This is a genomic window from Alkalimonas delamerensis (genome assembly GCF_030717955.1).
Taxonomy (GTDB): Bacteria; Pseudomonadota; Gammaproteobacteria; order Enterobacterales; family Alteromonadaceae; genus Alkalimonas; species Alkalimonas delamerensis.
The window spans coordinates 418,202-434,944 of record NZ_JAUZVY010000001.1 but is presented as its reverse complement, the minus strand read 5'-3'; the positions used below and the strand labels follow the sequence as shown (position 1 = coordinate 434,944).

General features: G+C 56.2%; 16 protein-coding genes. 9 read left to right on the top strand and 7 right to left on the bottom strand.

What is annotated here, in order from left to right; genetic code table 11:
* Window positions 1–60: 60 nt before the first annotated feature.
* From mrcB to pepB, 3 genes are all read right to left on the bottom strand, one after another.
* Window positions 61–2,160 carry a penicillin-binding protein 1B gene (gene mrcB / locus Q3O59_RS02020; protein ID WP_305944005.1) on the bottom strand — a complete coding sequence of 700 codons (2,100 nt, stop codon included), beginning with the start codon at window positions 2,158–2,160 and terminating at the stop codon, window positions 61–63.
* Window positions 2,157–4,613, bottom strand: coding sequence for an ATP-dependent helicase HrpB (hrpB, locus tag Q3O59_RS02015; protein WP_305944004.1), 2,457 nt, complete (start codon window positions 4,611–4,613; stop codon window positions 2,157–2,159). The genes mrcB and hrpB overlap by 4 nt, the downstream gene beginning before the upstream one ends.
* Window positions 4,614–4,680: 67 nt before the next feature.
* The gene (gene pepB / locus Q3O59_RS02010) at window positions 4,681–5,976 is read right to left on the bottom strand and encodes an aminopeptidase PepB (RefSeq protein ID WP_305944003.1); all 1,296 of its coding nucleotides are present in this window, start codon (window positions 5,974–5,976) and stop codon (window positions 4,681–4,683) included.
* A gap of 222 nt (window positions 5,977–6,198) precedes the next feature.
* Between pepB and dksA the strand changes: the two genes are divergently transcribed.
* The 7 genes from dksA to cutA all read left to right on the top strand — a co-directional run bounded on the left by dksA (window position 6,199) and on the right by cutA (window position 11,650).
* Window positions 6,199–6,648, top strand: coding sequence for an RNA polymerase-binding protein DksA (gene dksA / locus Q3O59_RS02005; RefSeq protein ID WP_228592168.1), 450 nt, complete (start codon window positions 6,199–6,201; stop codon window positions 6,646–6,648).
* 1 nt (window position 6,649) lies between these two features.
* Complete coding sequence (gene gluQRS / locus Q3O59_RS02000) at window positions 6,650–7,540, top strand: tRNA glutamyl-Q(34) synthetase GluQRS (protein ID WP_305944002.1); 891 nt, start codon at window positions 6,650–6,652, stop codon at window positions 7,538–7,540.
* 122 nt (window positions 7,541–7,662) lie between these two features.
* Window positions 7,663–9,075, top strand: coding sequence for a polynucleotide adenylyltransferase PcnB (pcnB, locus tag Q3O59_RS01995; protein ID WP_369812347.1), 1,413 nt, complete (start codon window positions 7,663–7,665; stop codon window positions 9,073–9,075).
* Window positions 9,076–9,126: 51 nt separating this feature from the next.
* Window positions 9,127–9,621 carry a 2-amino-4-hydroxy-6-hydroxymethyldihydropteridine diphosphokinase gene (gene folK, locus Q3O59_RS01990; RefSeq protein ID WP_305944439.1) on the top strand — a complete coding sequence of 165 codons (495 nt, stop codon included), beginning with the start codon at window positions 9,127–9,129 and terminating at the stop codon, window positions 9,619–9,621.
* Between the two features lie 73 nt (window positions 9,622–9,694).
* Window positions 9,695–10,489: a 3-methyl-2-oxobutanoate hydroxymethyltransferase gene (gene panB / locus Q3O59_RS01985; RefSeq protein WP_305944001.1), complete on the top strand. Its 795-nt coding sequence runs from the start codon at window positions 9,695–9,697 to the stop codon at window positions 10,487–10,489.
* A gap of 3 nt (window positions 10,490–10,492) precedes the next feature.
* The gene (gene panC / locus Q3O59_RS01980) at window positions 10,493–11,335 is read left to right on the top strand and encodes a pantoate--beta-alanine ligase (RefSeq protein WP_305944000.1); all 843 of its coding nucleotides are present in this window, start codon (window positions 10,493–10,495) and stop codon (window positions 11,333–11,335) included.
* Window positions 11,336–11,650, top strand: coding sequence for a divalent-cation tolerance protein CutA (cutA, locus tag Q3O59_RS01975; protein ID WP_305943999.1), 315 nt, complete (start codon window positions 11,336–11,338; stop codon window positions 11,648–11,650).
* A gap of 108 nt (window positions 11,651–11,758) precedes the next feature.
* Here the strand turns inward: cutA and Q3O59_RS01970 are convergent, their stop codons facing one another.
* Together Q3O59_RS01970 and Q3O59_RS01965 are read right to left on the bottom strand one after the other, a co-directional pair.
* On the bottom strand, window positions 11,759–12,082 hold the full coding sequence (locus Q3O59_RS01970) for a hypothetical protein (RefSeq protein WP_305943998.1): 324 nt from the start codon (window positions 12,080–12,082) through the stop codon (window positions 11,759–11,761).
* The gene (locus Q3O59_RS01965; protein ID WP_305943997.1) at window positions 12,079–12,357 is read right to left on the bottom strand and encodes a BrnT family toxin; all 279 of its coding nucleotides are present in this window, start codon (window positions 12,355–12,357) and stop codon (window positions 12,079–12,081) included. The genes Q3O59_RS01970 and Q3O59_RS01965 overlap by 4 nt, the downstream gene beginning before the upstream one ends.
* A 193-nt stretch (window positions 12,358–12,550) precedes the next feature.
* Here Q3O59_RS01965 and Q3O59_RS01960 point away from each other — a divergent pair, with 193 nt between their 5' ends.
* Window positions 12,551–12,781: a type II toxin-antitoxin system CcdA family antitoxin gene (locus tag Q3O59_RS01960; RefSeq protein ID WP_305943996.1), complete on the top strand. Its 231-nt coding sequence runs from the start codon at window positions 12,551–12,553 to the stop codon at window positions 12,779–12,781.
* 2 nt (window positions 12,782–12,783) lie between these two features.
* A complete protein-coding gene (locus Q3O59_RS01955) occupies window positions 12,784–13,074 on the top strand; it encodes a putative type II toxin-antitoxin system PemK/MazF family toxin (protein WP_305943995.1) in 291 nt (96 codons plus the stop codon).
* Window positions 13,075–13,115: 41 nt separating this feature from the next.
* Here Q3O59_RS01955 and acnA read toward each other — a convergent pair whose 3' ends face one another.
* Together acnA and Q3O59_RS01945 are read right to left on the bottom strand one after the other, a co-directional pair.
* Complete coding sequence (gene acnA, locus Q3O59_RS01950; RefSeq protein ID WP_305943994.1) at window positions 13,116–15,767, bottom strand: aconitate hydratase AcnA; 2,652 nt, start codon at window positions 15,765–15,767, stop codon at window positions 13,116–13,118.
* A 97-nt stretch (window positions 15,768–15,864) separates the two neighbouring features.
* The gene (locus tag Q3O59_RS01945) at window positions 15,865–16,608 is read right to left on the bottom strand and encodes a ferredoxin--NADP reductase (protein WP_305943993.1); all 744 of its coding nucleotides are present in this window, start codon (window positions 16,606–16,608) and stop codon (window positions 15,865–15,867) included.
* Between the last annotated feature and the right edge of the window lie 135 nt (window positions 16,609–16,743).

Genomic DNA, 16,743 nt, shown 5'->3' with positions numbered 1-16,743 from the left:
TCAAAGAATAACAAGTACCTTTGGTTTCAATGGTCACCAGTTGACGCTGAACTAGACGAATCAGGGGCGTAAGTTTTGTAAACGATAGTACTGCAAAGCCAAACGCATGGCCCCGGAACTGCCTGTTAGCCCGGTGGAAACATTGTCATCCCGCCCCTGCCAGACGGTGACCACATGCTGTGCGTCCATCACCACAAACCAACTGTCGCGGTAATCGCTGGAAGTACCGGTTTTTCCAGCCAACTGGGGAAACTGCTGCCCCAAAACACGAGCCGTCCCACGCAGCACACTTTGCTGCATGGCCAGGTGTACATTGGCCGTGGCCTCAACCGAGTAACGCCGAATAGGGGTCTGAGGGCGTTGATACAGCAGATGCCCTTGCTGATCCGTCACTACGGCAATGCTGGCCAGCGTCTGGTGTACGCCCTGATTGGCTAAGGTCTGGTACAACTGGCTGACTTCCAGAGGTGTCAGCTCCACCGCACCCAGCAAGGCCGACGGATGCAACCGGACACGGCGCTCCAACCCAAGCCGGCTTAAAGCGGCCGCAACCGAGGGCATTCCAAGCTGCAAGCCAAGTCGGACCATCGGCACATTGTAGGAATAGACCAGGGTATCGAGCAAACTGACCTCGCCCCGGAACTGCTGATCAAAGTTCTGCGGCTGCCAGTCTTGCTGATTGCTGCGCAGTTGAATGGGCGCATCCAGCAAGGGCGTTGTCAGATCAAAGCGCTCTGGCTGAGCCAGAGCTTCAATGGCGATCACCGGCTTGATCAGGCTGCCAATTTGCCGCCGGGCTTCCATCACCCGGTTGTAGCCGGCAAAACGTGGATCCCGGCCGCTGATCAAAGCGGTAATGGCGGCGTGCTGGTGATCGGCTACCACCACCGCCGCTTCGATGGCCGGATCCAGCCCTTTCATACTGCGCTGCATTGCCAGCTCGGCCTGCTGCTGCACCACGGGGTCAAAGTAGGTAAAAATACGCAAGCCGCTTTGCTGCAAGGCCGAATCCGGCAAGCGCTGCCGCAGCTCCTGTCGTACCTTGGCCGAATAGGCCGGGAAACGGTCGGCCTGGTGCTGGCCACGGGCGATCAGGGTTATTGGTTCATCCACCGCCTGCTGATACGCCTGCTGATCCAACATGTGGTGCTCGAACATCAACCGCAGCACCAGATCCCGCCGCCGCTGCGCCCGCTCCGGGTTGCGTCTGGGGTCGTAAAAGGAAGGGCCACGGATTAAACCAACCAGCAATGCGGTTTCGGCTTCGGTCAATTCGTTCAGGGGTTTGGCGAAATAAAAGCGACTGCCCAGCCCAAAACCATGCACCGGATGGGCAAAGTTCTGGCCGATATAAACTTCATTGATGTAAGCCTCTAAGATTTCATCTTTGCTAAAGCGCAGTTCCAGAATAACCGCCATCAGCGCTTCATTCAGTTTACGCCACAGGGTTCTGTCCTGGGTCAGAAACATGTTTTTCGCCAGCTGCTGCGTCAGGGTAGAGCCGCCCTGCACCGTTCGGCCTGCAGTAAGATTGACCCAAAAAGCCCGGGCTATTGCCGAGGGCACCACACCGCGGTGCCGGTAAAAGTCACGGTCTTCCACCAAAAGTAAGGTATCTCTGAGCAAGGGCGAGACCTGTTCCAGCCGCAGCAGCTCCCGGTCTTCTTGCTGAGCCGACATCAAATGCTCAATCAGCGGTGCTTCCAATCGAGCCTCGCCGCGCTCGGTATCCGGCCCGGCAACCAACCAACGCAGCCCTTGGATCTGCTGCTGTTGAAACTGCACTTCGAACCGCTCTGCTGGCGCATAGCCATCGGCAAAATAAAACTCACGCCGAAACACCTCCACCGCCTGCTGCGCTAACCGAAACTGGCCGGGGCCGGTAATGGTGCTGACCCGACGGTATTGCAGCAACTCCAGCTCACGCACCAGTACCTCGGGTGTCAGTGACTGGCCGGGACTTAGCGACAGGCTGCGGCCAAACACCTGAGCCGGCACCTGCCATTTCTGGCCTTGAAAACTCTGGGTGACTTTGCTGTCCAGGTAGATCAAATACAACACCGCCACGGCCAACAATGCCAGACTCAGCTTGAGCAGCGTCAGCCCCAGGTAACGCAGAGCCTGCTTCGGTGACGGTAGCTTTTGTTTAAATGTGTTCATCCTTGCTCTGACCGCATGGCTTTGGTGGTTTTGGTGGTGGGCATGGCTTGAGCCGGGTCTTCCGGCCAATAATGCTTGGGGTAACGACCTTTCATTTCTTTACGAACCTCTTTGTAGGCATTTTGCCAGAAGCTGGCCAAATCGGCTGTTCGTTGCAAGGGTCGACGGGCCGGTGACAGCAACTCCAGCGTCAGGGGCAGACGACCCTCTGCCAGCAAGGGAGTGCTTAACTGACCAAAGACTTCCTGCATCCGCACCGCCAGCACTGGCCCGCCAGCAGCCAGGTAATCGATAGCAAGGCGACTGCCGGTGGGTGCCTGCCAATGACTGGGCAAGAGTGCAGCCAGGCGCTGCTGTGCCGAGTAATCCAGTCGGCTTTGCAGCGCTTGCAGCAAAGGCAGCTTTTTTATGTGTTCCAGCTGCAGGCACTCGCCAAGCCAAGGCCCCAACCAATCGGCCAGCTGTGCCAGTAACGCTTCTTCCCGCCAGTCGCCGGGACATTGCTCGGGCTCAAGCTGCTGCCACCATCGCAACCGAGCCAGCCACTGCTGGCTACCGACATCCCAGGGCAACACCGAGAGCCCCCGCTGCTGAATGTATTCCAACCAGGCCTGACAGCGCTGCTCAGCACTGAGGGTTGAGGCAGCCGGTTTGCGGGCAAGAATGCAGGCGCCCAAGCGGCGCTGCTGCTCGCTGATAAAGCGCCCTTGCTCGCTATCAAAAGCGGTATGCAGTTGCCAGTCCAAAGCTTCGGCAAAACAGTCGGATAAGATCGCATCGGACAAGGGCTCGGCCTGACGGATCAGCAAGCCCTGACCGGTCAACTGCAGATGGGTGACCAGCAGCAAAGACTGACCGCTCAGTGGATGCCCGGCGGGCAAGATAGCACCAGCGCCATTGGCCAGTAAATAGCCTTTACCTCGTTTCACCGCCACCCGGTCCGGGTACGCCTGGCACAGCAGCCGCGGCAACAACTGCTGGCACAGTGCTCCCCCCTCCTGGCCACCCAGCTGACGGCACCATTGCCGGGCTTGTAGGTAAGGCGGGCTGTTTTTTTGCTGCAGCAAGCGCTGCAATTGCTGCCACAAGGCATTGTCGTCCTGGTGCTGCTCCAGCACCACCGCCAGCATGGCAGCCAACCAGATAGCGCCGGCTTCACCGGCTTGTTCCCATTGCTGAGCCCGGCACAAAAGCGCTGCTAAACGGGGCTCCGTGCCAAGGCGCACCATCTGCTGCCCAAAGGGTGTCAGCTTCAGCTCTGCCGATAAGGCCCCTAACTGTTGCAACAACTGCTCGGCCACCCGCAAATGCCCCTCCGGCGGTGGGTCCAGCCAGAACAGTTCGTTCGGCTGAGCTCCCCAGGCGGCGAGCTCCAGCCGCAAGCCGGTCAACTCGGCTTCCAGCATTTCTGCTGGCGTAAACTCAGCCCGACGCTGCCATTGACTGTCGCTGTCCAGCCGGATGCAGAGCCCGGCAGACAAGCGTCCTGCCCGACCAGCGCGCTGAGTGGCAGATGCCTTACTGATGGCAACGGTTTCCAGTTTCATCACCCCATGCTTTGGATAAAAACGCACCCGGCGATAAACCCCGCTATCCACCACCAGACGAATGCCATCGATGGTCAGGCTGGTTTCTGCCAGGTTGGTGGCCAGCACCACCTTGCGCTGCCCGGCAGCGCAAGGGGCAATCGCCGCTTGCTGCTGCGCCAGCGATAAACTGCCAAGCAGGGGGTGAACCTGCACTGAATCCGGTAGCGGTTGTTGCAACAACCATTGCTGCGCCTGGCGAATTTCAGCCTGCCCGGGCAAAAAGGCCAGCACACTGCCATCTTCCTGCTGCAGCAACTGCCAACAGCAGCGGGCGACTTGCTGCCAGAGGGGTTGGCGATCCGGTGTTTGATAGCGGATTTCAACCGGGAAACTGCGACCTTCACTGGCAATCACCGGCGCATCCAATGCCTGCGCCAGTTGCCCGGTATCGAGCGTGGCCGACATCAGCAGCAAAGTTAAATCATCACGCAGTTGCAGTGCTTCCAGGCTCAGAGCCAGTGCCAAATCGGCCTGCAGGGAGCGTTCATGAAACTCATCAAAAATCAGCAGATCCCAGGATGATAACTCAGGATCTTGTTGCAAAAACCGGGTTAGCAGCCCTTCGGTGACAATCAACAAACGGGTGCTGCTGCTGGCTTTTTTTTCCAACCGAACCTGATAGCCCACCGTCTGACCAACCGGCTCATTCAGCTGGCTGGCCATAAAGCTGGCGATGCTTTTCGCAGCCAGCCGTCTGGGCTCCAGCAGCAGAATTTTCTTACCGTCAAAGGCCGGTTGCTGCAATAAAAACAGCGGCAACCAGGTTGACTTTCCAGCCCCTGGTGGAGCAGACAGAATTACCCGGGCATGCTGAGACAAAGCGTTCAGCAGTTCGTTGGCAATGGCAGCAACAGGTAAGGACATAACCGGCGGGTTCTCTGACGAGGGCGATTTGCCACGGCAGGCTCAGCTCTGCCGTGGCGCCCAACAATTAACCTTTGCCTGCTTCCTGGCGCAGGGTTTCGGCAATGGCACGGATCCCCATACCGGTTGCGCCAGCTGCCCATAAAGGGCCATTGCTGCTGTTAAAAGCGGCAGCCAAATCAAAGTGCAACCAGCCTTTGCCGCCCTCCGGCACAAAGCGACTTAAGAAGCCCGCCGCATTGCTGGCACCGCCGGTTCCCCCGCCTTTGACTGGGCGGCTGTTGGCGGTATCGGCGTAAGGCGACGGGCACTGCCCTTGATGCCAGGGCGCCAGAGGGAGGGGCCAAGTAGGTTCCTGCACCTCGGTTGCATAACCAAGGGCCCTTTGCTGCAAGGCCGTATCCAGCGCAAAGAGGGCGTTGTAATCATTCCCCAGCGCCACCATCGCCGCCCCGGTCAAGGTGGCAGCGTCGATGATCAAAGGCGCGCCGGTTTCGCTGGCATACAAGAGACCATCGGCCAGCACCAGGCGGCCTTCGGCATCGGTATTAAGGATTTCGACGCTGGTGCCGTTCTTGTAGGTAAGAATATCGCCCAGTTTGTAGGCATGACCGCTAATCAGGTTCTCCGCACAACACAGCACCAGTTGAACCCGGCGGGACAAGCCTTTCATCACCGCTAGCCCTAAGGCCGCGGCCACGGTGGCAGCCCCACCCATATCGCACTTCATGTAGGACATCGACTCACTGGGTTTGATGGAGTAACCGCCACTGTCAAAAGTGATGCCTTTGCCCACCAGCACCGCATCGACAGGTGCATCGGCCTTGCCGGTTGGGTTGTAGTCCAGCACCAACATCACCGGTGGCCGTTCGCTGCCACGGCCGACGCCATGAATCCCCACCCAGCCTTCGGCCAACAGGGCATCGCCGGTAATCAGCCGATGGCTGATGGCATCCGGCGCCAGCGGCGTTAAAAAGGCCACCGTTGCATTGGCCAGAGCCTCCGGTGAAAGCTGCTCAGGAGTCTGATTGGTGATTTGGCGGGCCCAACTAAAACAATGAGCCAGCTGGCTGAGTTGGGTGGCGGCCTCACCTTGCCACTGCACACCGGCCATTTTCTTGGCCGAAGTAAAGCCCAGGTAGAAAGCCCACTGCCGCTCCAGATCCCAGCCGTCTCCGCTCAAGGTAACCTCTTCAACCCCCAGCCCATCCAGCTGCCGGGCGGCTTTTTGAATGCTGCGCGCCGGAAAAGCGTTGTCCAGGTGGATCTGAAAACCGCTGTCGGTCGGTGTCAGGCTGGCTTTTTTGCCCCATTTGGCTTCAGCGGCTTTGGGTTGTAGGGTAATGTGAATGCTGTCCGTCATAGCGAGGGTCCTGTTTCGGCTTTGTGTTCGAATCCGTCGATTGTACCATGACCGTCAAAAAAAGCAGATCGCTGAACATCGGTCCAGTTGACAGATGCGTAAAAACAGATGACGCGCCGCAGTTCACTCTGTATACTTCCGCGTCTTTTATTTGCGATGTGCTTGATATTCTGCTATGAATATCCGCCATTTTTGCTTGGCTGTATTGTACAGGAGATGACTATGCCAGAAGGCAAAGCAAACAAAACGCTGGGGCTGCTGGCTCTGGCCGGAGTCGAGCCTTATCAGGAGGCTGTGGGCGAAGAGTACATGAACTCCAAGCAGCGGGAGCACTTCCGTAAGATCCTGGACGCCTGGCGCCAGCAACTGCGGGAAGAAGTGGATCGCACCAAGACCCACATGGCCGATGAAGCTGCTAACTTTCCGGATCCGGTAGACCGTGCTGCTCAGGAAGAAGAGTTCAGTCTGGAACTGCGCGCCCGGGATCGTGAGCGCAAGCTGCTGAAGAAAATTGAAAAGACGCTGCAAAAAATTGAAGATGATGATTTCGGCTACTGCGATACCTGCGGCATCGAAATTGGCATCAAGCGGCTGGAAGCCCGTCCGACTGCTGACATGTGCATCGACTGCAAAACCCTGGCAGAAATCAAGGAAAAGCAATACGGCGGCTAAGATGCCAGCCCTTGCTTCCCCCCCTATTGGCCGGTTTGCGCCCTCGCCTTCCGGCCCACTCCACTTCGGCTCCTTAGTGGCCGCTGTTGCCAGCTATTTGCAAGCAAAATCCCAGGCAGGCAGTTGGTTGGTGCGAATGGAAGACATCGACGAACCCCGAACTCAGGCAGGTGCTGCCGATGCGATCTTGTCCACACTGGAGCAGTTTGGGCTGGAGTGGGATGGCCCAGTCTGGTACCAAAGCCAGCGCAAAGAACGCTATCAGTATATTTTTGACCAGTTGCAGCAACAAGGGCTGCTCTATGGCTGCGACTGCCCTCGTAAAGCAGTTGCTGCCATGGGAGGGATTTACAATGGTCACTGCCGGCAGCGCAAACTCAGTCCAAAGCCCTCAAAACCACTGGCCTGGCGCTTGCGCGTCGATACCATCCACAACCAGTTTGATGATCGTTACCTCGGGCGCCAAAGCCTGGATGCCAGCCTTTGTCAGGAAGATTACGTCATTAAACGGCGTGATGGCCTTTTTGCCTACCAGCTGGTGGTGGTGGTGGATGATTGGGATCAGGGCATTACCGAAGTGATCCGTGGTGCCGACTTGCTGACCATGACCTGCCGCCAGCAGCAACTGTTTCAGCGATTGGGCGCAACCCCGCCCCAGTATGGCCATATCCCTCTGGCCAGTACGGCTCCTGGGCTGAAGCTTAGCAAACAAAATCATGCGCCGGCTCTGGATCCAGCCAGGGCCGTGCCGTTACTGTTGCAAGCCCTATCCTACCTGGGACAAGAAACACCCGCTGAACTGGCCGATGCCCAGGTTGATGAGCTTATCGCCTATGCGACCCGGCACTGGCAGCCAGCCCGGATCCCACGACAAACTGAAATTTTGCTCTAATGTCGTCTTGCTGAGTTTTTATTGCACTGTTTTGTAAAAAGTGCGGTAAAATAGCGCATGCATTGTTTTCACGCTGCCATTGCAGCCAACCAGATGTTCAGGAGCTAGCCATTATTTCCCGTGTGCTCGATTTTTGCCGACGCAATTTGCGCAAAGGCAACAACGCTGATAAACAAGCCGCTTTGGTAAAACACAGTGTGTTACCCCCCCTGCAACGGCTCAGTCGTGATCAGCATCCAATCTCCCGCAAGCAGATCAGCCCCAATGCACTGAAGGTGCTGTATCGGCTGAAAGACGCCGGTTTTGAAGCCTATCTGGTCGGCGGTTGCATCCGCGATCTGATGCTGGGGCTGGAACCGAAAGACTTTGATGTCGCCACCAACGCCAAACCGGAAGAAGTGCGACAGGTCTTTCGCAACTGCCGTCTGATTGGCCGTCGCTTTCGGCTGGCGCATGTGCTCTTTGGTCGCGAAGTGATTGAAGTCGCCACCTTCCGCGGCCATCACAGCCAACCGGATGAAAGTGACGAAGGTGAGCATCACCTGTCCAAAGCCAGTGAAGAAGGCTTGATCCTGCGTGATAATGTCTACGGCACCATCGAAGAAGATGCCGAGCGCCGCGATTTTACCATCAATGCGCTGTACTACTCGATCAACCACTTTGAAGTGCTGGACTTTGCCAACGGCGTCCAAGCCATTGCCGAGCGTAAAATTGAGCTGATTGGCGATCCTGAAACCCGCTACCGCGAAGATCCGGTGCGGATGCTGCGCGCCATTCGTTTTGCCACCAAACTCAATATGCTGATAGCACCGGCAACTGCCGAGCCTATCCCTCAGTTGGCGTCTTTGCTCAAAAGTATTCCGCCTGCCCGCTTGTTTGAAGAGTTCCTGAAGCTGTTCATGGCCGGCAAAGCCTTCGATAACTTTATGCTAATGAAGCAATACGGCATCCTCAAGCAACTGCTGCCGTCCTTGCACAAGGCCATTGCTCAGGAGCCTGAAGGCAAGGTCTTTCAGCTGGTTAGTCAGGCACTGCAGGATACCGATCAGCGTGTCGCCGACGGCAAGCCGGTCACCCCCGCTTTCTTGTTTGCCGCCTTTTTGTGGTATCCGGTCGAGATCCGCAGTCAGACCCTGCAATTGGAAAGCGGCCTGCCACCGGTCGATGCACTGAACATTGCCATGACCGAAGTGCTGAGTGAGCTGCAGCAACGCATTGCCCTGCCCAAGCGCTTTAGCCTGGTGACCCGAGATATCTGGTCATTGCAAAACCGGCTGGCGCGCAGCCGTGGCAAGCGGGCCTTGTCGCTGTTACAATTGCCCAAATTCCGCGCTGGTTACGACTTTTTGCTGCTGCGTGCCAAAGCTGAAGGCGGCGATCTGCAGCAGTTGGCCGACTGGTGGCTGCGTTTTCAGCAGGAAAACGAAACAGGCCAGCAGCAGATGCTGCAACAGCCTGGTCCAGCCGGTGGCGAGCACAAGCCGCGCCGTCGCCGCAATTACAAACGCAAGCGCAGCTCGCAACCAAAACCCTGACGGACACTGCAGATGTCAGCGAAACCAACAGAATCATCAAAGCAGTCAGCCATGCAGCGCTGCTTTATTGGTTTGGGTGCCAATCTTAACAACCCAATGGGCCAGTTGCGTGCGGCCATCACTGCCCTGACGACGCTGCCAAACAGCGTTCTTGGCCGGGTCTCTTCACTCTATGGCTCCAAGCCGATGGGGCCACAAGACCAGCCGGATTATGTCAATGCGGTGGCTGAACTCTATACGGAGCTGTCGCCACTGCAGCTGCTGGATGCCTTGCAGCAGATTGAACAGCAGCAAGGCCGGGTGCGTAAAGACGAGCGCTGGGGGCCGCGCACGCTGGACCTGGATCTGCTGCTCTACGGCAACGCACAATGGCAGTGTGCACGCCTGACAGTACCCCATTACGGCCTGGCCGAACGCGAGTTTGTGCTCTACCCTTTGCAGGAGATAGCCGCCGACTTGCAGTTGCCGGATGGCCGCAGCATTCACGGCTTGTGCCAACAGCTACCCCGCCGAGGCTTAACGGTGGTGGCTCCGGCACCCCGTTAAAACAAACTTGCAGCGCCCCCCGCTTTATGACAAGGTGCGCAGCGGATTGATTGAAAGAGGTCAGAGCAGATAAATGGCTAAAATTACCACCGCCGTACTGCAAAAAATGAAACAGCAAGGCGATAAAATCACCTCCTTAACCGCCTACGATGCCAGCTTTGCCAAGCTGTTTGCCGATGAGGGCGTCGAGGTTCTGCTGATTGGCGACTCGCTCGGTATGGTGCTGCAAGGCCATGGTGACACCCTGCCGGTCACGGTGCAGGACATCGCTTACCATACCCGTTGTGTGCGCGCTGGTGCACCCGATGCCTTTGTCATCGCCGATCTGCCCTTTATGAGTTACGCCAGCACCGAGCAAGCCTTTGCTTCCGTTACCCCGCTGATGCAGGCCGGTGCCAATATGGTCAAACTCGAGGGCGGTGATTTCTTACTGCCTACCGTCAAAGCCTTGACCGAGCGCGGTGTGCCGGTGTGTGGTCACTTGGGGTTAACGCCGCAATCGGTGCATTTATTTGGTGGCTACAAAGTGCAAGGCCGCAGCAACGAGCAAGCCGATGCCATGCTGCGTCAGGCCAAAGCACTGCAAGAGGCCGGTGCCCAGTTGTTGGTCCTTGAATGCATCCCGGTCGAGCTGGCCAATCGCATTACCGCAGCACTCAGTATTCCGGTGATTGGCATTGGCGCCGGCGCCGGTACCGATGGCCAGGTGCTGGTGATGCATGATTTACTCGGCATCAGCAGTGGCTACATACCAAAATTTTCGAAAAACTTTTTGCAGCAAACCGGTGAAATCCGCTCAGCCATCCGCCAGTTCGTGGCCGATGTCAAAAACCAGAGCTTCCCGGCTGCCGAGCATACCTTTCAATAAACCATGAAGACGTTAACCACCATCGACAGTCTGCGGGCTGAGATTGCCAGCTGGCGTAAAGCTGGCGAACGCATCGCCTTTGTCCCCACCATGGGCAACCTCCATCAGGGCCATTTGCGCCTGGTGGAAATAGCGAAACAGCATGCTGAACGGGTCATTGTCAGTATTTTCGTCAATCCGATGCAGTTTGGTGCCAATGAAGACTTGGACAGCTACCCGCGTACGCTGGACGACGATTGCCAGGCGCTGCAACAGCTGCAAACCGATGCAGTCTTTACCCCAACGCCGGAGCTGATTTACCCGCGCGGTCTTAGCGAGCAAACCTTTGTTGAAGTCCCCAAATTGGGCGATCACCACTGCGGTGCCAGCCGGCCTGGCCATTTCCGTGGTGTGTCCACTGTTGTCTGCAAGCTGTTTAATCTGGTGCAGCCGGATATCGCCTGCTTTGGGCAAAAAGATTATCAGCAACTGGCGATTATCCGTCAGATGGTTGAGGACTTGTCCTTTCCGATCGAGATTATTGGTGTACCGACCGAACGGGCAGCCGATGGTTTGGCGCTGAGCTCGCGCAATGGCTATCTAAGCGCAGAGCAGCGCGCTCAGGCCCCTGCTTTGCAGCAAGTGCTGCAACAGGTGGCAGCACAGATCAAGACGACCGATGCCGATTTTCGCAGCATTGAAAGCGCTGCCAAGGCACAGCTCGAAGCCGCTGGCTTTCGACCGGACTACCTGACCATCAGCGATCGCAGCAGCTTATTGCCAGCCGAACACCGGCAGCAAGCTTTGGTTGTCCTGGCCGCCGCCTGGCTTGGCAAAACCAAGCTGCTGGATAATCTGGAGGTGTAAGTGGCTGAGTTCTGTCTGGTGATGACCACCTGCCCCAACCAGCAGGAAGCCGATCAGATCACCGCAGCCCTGCTTAAGCAGCAGCTGGCGGCCTGCATTCAGCAGCAAGCCGTCAGCAGTCACTATGTCTGGCAGGGCAAGCTGGAGCAAAGCAGCGAAATCCTGTTGCTGATAAAAACCACTGGCCACTGCTACCCAGCGCTGGAAGCCGAAATCCGTAAGCTGCACAGCTACGACACTCCGGAGATAATCCAACTGCCAATCGAAGCTGGCTTTGCCGATTACCTGCAGTGGGTGAAAGATAGCTGCCGCTAAATTTCCCACTGCTAAGGTTTAACGCTGCTCTTTTGCTGCTAACAGATGGCGCTGAATCAATAACCTGCATCAACCTAAGTGGCTAGACAAGGGCTGCAAGCGCAGGAGTTACACCTTCTTTTTATTGTATTTGCCTGCCGGTTCACGCACTTTGCTGGCAACCACATCGGTTAAACCACCGGAGACATACTTATGAAGTACGCTGGCGACCAAGGTCTGATAAGGCATGCCTTCTTCCAACGCCCTGCGTTGAATCGCTTCTAAATCCCGGGCAGAAATACGGATATTGATACGCTTATCTTTTCGAACCGTACGCTCTGCCGCAGCAGACAATTCCGCTCGCCGTTCGGGCGTCAAAACCGACTTGAAGTCGTCACTTTCAAGGTCGTGCAACAGCTCGGCGTCGTCTTGATCCAGTTTTAGCTGGCTCATTTGGCCCTCCTTAGATACTGCTTCGTGGCTTTGCGACTGGGAATGATGCTTTTTAAGAAAATTTCATCCGTGGTTTCAACAAAAGGAACCAGCCAGGCATAGTCATCAATGCAAACAATAAATACTCGCTGCTGAGGGTATTTTTCGGTATTTGGGTGTGCAACTTCGTCCAGCAGCTGGCCGGCTTGAAAAGCATATAGCACATCCTCGAGCGAGACTCCGCGCTCTGCCATCAGCAACTGATTTTTGTCTGCATTCCAGTTAAATTGCTTCATTGGTTAAAATTAGCACAACGTGTGCCTTTTGTCATCAACCAAGCTTATACTGCCGTCAAGATGACCACTAAAAAACTAAGCCTATAAAATGGGTATCAACTACTCAGTTTCAGTTATTCTTAAATGATACGCAGGTTTTATGCGCAGACTAATTGCGCTATACTCTGAATAGCTTTGCATTGAGGATCTGATGATGAACCAACCAACAAAAACAGCCTGCAACACCTCTATCGATGCGGCATTGCTGGCCGAGGCAAAATCATTCAATATCAGTCCGTCCTTACTACTGGAACAAGCATTGCGCAAAGCCGTCAGCCAGGCTAAAGCTGATTTATGGCGAAAGCAAAATGCTGATGCCATAGCGGACTATAACCAACTTATTGAGCAACACGGTACCTTTGCTGAGCGGCTGGGGCAACTGTAAAGATGGATCAATTCAGTGTTGCCACTATCGATCAGCAAACCGTAGTTATTCTCACGAACACGCTATTTCATGATATTGACGCATTACTGGTAGCAGTAGTAAAACCAGTAAAGCAACACAAGTTATTAGCCCCTTTTCAGTTTCCCGTGATGCTTGATGATCAGGCCTGCTTTGTCGATTTACTGGATATTGCTTCGGTGTCAGCCAAACGCTTAAAATCCACATCGTTCTCGCTACAGCAGTACCGAACCCAAATCAAAGCCGGTCTCGATTTACTCATTGATGGTTTTTAAACTTCGGGTTCTGCCACAAGAGCAGCAATCACCCGCTAACTTTACAGCAGTTGCGTCAGCACATGCTGCAAGATACCGCCGCTGCGGAAGTACTGCAGCTCGTTGTCGGTGTCGATGCGGCATTTGACCTGAAAGCGTTTTACTTTGCCATCGGCCCGCTTGGCTTCAACGGTGAGCAACTGGCCGACCGCCAGATCCGCATCCAGCTCTGGCAGGCTGAAACGCTCCTCACCGGTCAGTTGCAGCACCTCGATGTTTTCGCCGTCGCTAAACTGCAGCGGCAGCACGCCCATCCCTACCAGATTGGAGCGGTGAATGCGCTCAAAGCTCTCGGCGATGACGGCTTTGACCCCGAGCAAACGGGTGCCTTTAGCGGCCCAGTCGCGACTGGAGCCGGTGCCGTATTCTTTACCGGCCAACACCACCAAGGGTTGTTTGTCCTGCTGGTAGCGCATGGCCGCATCGTAAATTGCCAGCTGCTCGCCGGATGGAAAATGTTTGGTCTCGCCACCTTCCACACCTGGCAGCAACTGATTACGAATACGGATATTGGCAAAGGTGCCACGCATCATCACCTCGTGGTTGCCACGGCGCGAGCCGTAGGAGTTAAAATCCGCTTCAGCCACCCCCTGCTCGCTCAAATAACGGCCGGCCGGTGAGCTGGCTTTGATAGCACCGGCCGGGGAAATGTGATCGGTGGTGATGGAGTCGCCAAACAGCGCCAGCACGTAAGCATCGGTGATCGGCTCTATCTGCACCTTTTCACCAAAATCAGCAAAAAATGGCGGCTGCTGAATGTAGGTCGAGCGGTTATCCCAATGGTAGGTGCGTCCTTCTGTGACTGGCAATTCTTTCCAATGAGTATCGCCGCTAAACACATCGGCGTATTGTTTGCGGAACATAGCACCATCCACCAGAGCCACCGCCTCGGCGATTTCTTTTTGGCTCGGCCAGATGTCTTTTAAATAAACCGGGCCATTTTTACCCTGCCCAATCGGATCCTCTGCCAAATCGATCAGCATGGTGCCGGCCAGCGCATAGGCCACCACCAAAGGCGGCGATCCCAGCCAGTTGGCTTTGACCTGCGGGTGAATACGGCCTTCAAAGTTGCGGTTACCAGACAGCACCGAGGCCACCGTCAAATTGCCCTGATCGACGGCATCGCTGATGGCATCCGGCAAAGGACCAGAGTTGCCGATGCAGGTGGTGCAGCCATAGCCGACCAGATGAAAGCCCAACTGCTCCAGCGACTTGGTTAAGCCGGCTTTATCCAGGTAATCGGTCACCACCTTGGAGCCCGGCGCTAAGGATGTTTTTACCCAGGGTTTTACCTCTAAACCATGCTCAATGGCTTTTTTGGCAACCAAACCAGCGGCCATCATCACACTGGGGTTGGAGGTATTGGTGCAGGAGGTAATGGCGGCAATCACCAGATCACCGTGCTTCAGCGCATGCTCCATGCCGTCGATGGCAACCGCAGCCTGTTTGTTTTTCAGTTGCTCGATTTCCAGTTGCATCACCCCTTTGATATCAGGCAGGGCAACTTTATCCTGCGGCCGCTTTGGCCCGGCCAGCGCCGGCTTTACCGTGGCAAGGTCCAGCTCCAGCACCGCACTGAATACCGGCTCCTTGCTGACATCGTGCCACAAGCCCTGCGCCTGGCAGTAGGCTTTCACCAGCGCAATCTGCTGATCGGAACGGCCGGACAGCTCTAGATATTTTAGCGTTTCCTCATCCACCGGGAAGAACCCGCAGGTGGCACCAAACTCCGGAGACATATTGGCGATGGTGGCGCGATCGGCCAGCGGCAAGTGCGCCAAGCCGTCACCAAAAAACTCGACAAATTTGCCCACCACGCCCTTGGCCCGCAGCATCTGAGTCACGGTGAGCACCAGATCAGTAGCCGTCGTGCCTTCCGGCATCTTGCCGGTGAGTTTAAAACCAACCACTTCCGGCAGCAGCATCGACACCGGCTGGCCCAGCATGGCGGCTTCAGCTTCAATGCCGCCCACGCCCCAGCCCAGTACACCGAGACCATTGATCATGGTGGTGTGGGAGTCGGTACCGACCAGCGTATCCGGGTAGATCCAGGTATCACCGTCTTTGTCTTCGGTCCAGGCTACTTTGGCCAGGTATTCCAGATTCACCTGATGGCAAATGCCGGTGCCAGGCGGCACCACCCGGAAATTGCCAAAGGCTTTCTGGCCCCAACGTAAAAAGGCATACCGCTCTTTATTGCGCTCGACCTCCAGCGCTACGTTGTCGGCAAAGGCGTTCGCATTGGCGAAGGTGTCGACCATCACCGAGTGATCGATCACCAGATCCACCGCCGATAATGGGTTAATGAGCTCAGGATCGCCACCGGCTTTGACCACCGCATCGCGCATCGAAGCCAAATCCACCACCGCCGGCACCCCGGTGAAATCCTGCATCAGTACCCGGGCTGGCCGGTACTGAATTTCCCGGCTGGAATTTTTCTCCTGCAGCCAAGCATGTATTGCCGTCAGATCCTCGTACTGCACCGTCACCCCATCCTGATGACGCAGCAGGTTTTCCAGCAGAACTTTCAGCGACACAGGCAGCCGGCTGATATCCCCCAAGCTTTCAGCGGCCTTAGCCAGCGAGCAGTAACGGTATTCTTTGTCTGCTACGGTAAGACGGGCATCGCATTGGATTTTTTTTGAAGTCATCATGGTGCTCCTGCATCGTTGTTGTCAGCTTAGTGGACTGACGGCTGTTCAGCCATGTCACTGCGAGTCTTCGAGCAGTCTTCGCTGCTCATGCCTGGGATCAGTTCCAGTATTGCTCCACTGTAATGTGGCCTGGTGTTCGGCGCAGGTTTTTACGCAGCCCCAGGCTTTCCAGCTCAGCCGAGACCTCTTTGATCATGGCCGGGTTGCCACACAACATGACTTGTGTGGATAAATCGAAGTTGGCCGAGGCAGCTTGTTGCAGCCGACCCGTTCGAATCAGCCCGGGCAGCCTGGCCTGCAAGGCATCAGGATGGCTTTCCCGGGTCACCACTGGCTGGTAATGGAACTGACTGGGGTAGCGCTGCTGCCAACTTTGGATTTGCTCGCGGTACACCAGGTCCTGCAGCTGCCGCACGCCATGCACCAGCACGATGCGTTCAAAGCGCTGCCAGGGCTCGGCGGTGGCCAGCATGGATAGATAAGGCCCGATGCCGGTGCCGGTTGCCATTAACCACAGGGTCTTGCCAGCCGGCACTTCCTGCAATGTGAAAAAGCCGGTGGCTGGCTGAGTAAGCTGCACCTCGTCACCGGGCTTGAGTGCATGCAAACGAGGCGAGACCTTGCCATCAGCGACCGGCGTCAATAAAAAATCCAGGCGCTCTGCACCGGGCGCATTCACCAGCGAATAAGCGCGCTGCACCCGGCCTTCGCTGGTTTCAAGCCCCAGGCGGACAAACTGGCCGGCAACAAAATCAAAGCCCGGCAATGCCAGCCGCAGGCTGCACAGGCCAGAGTGCCAGGCGTAATTTTCATCCACCTTTGCCGTAATCCATTGAGCCATAAAGGGTCTCCTGTTACCGGAACTCAGTTCAGCCTAAAATACCCGACTAAAACAGTCAACTTAATCCACCTAACCCAACAGAAGTTGGGCTGGATCAAGACTTGTCATCTGGTGTTGCTATACTGTAGCAGATTC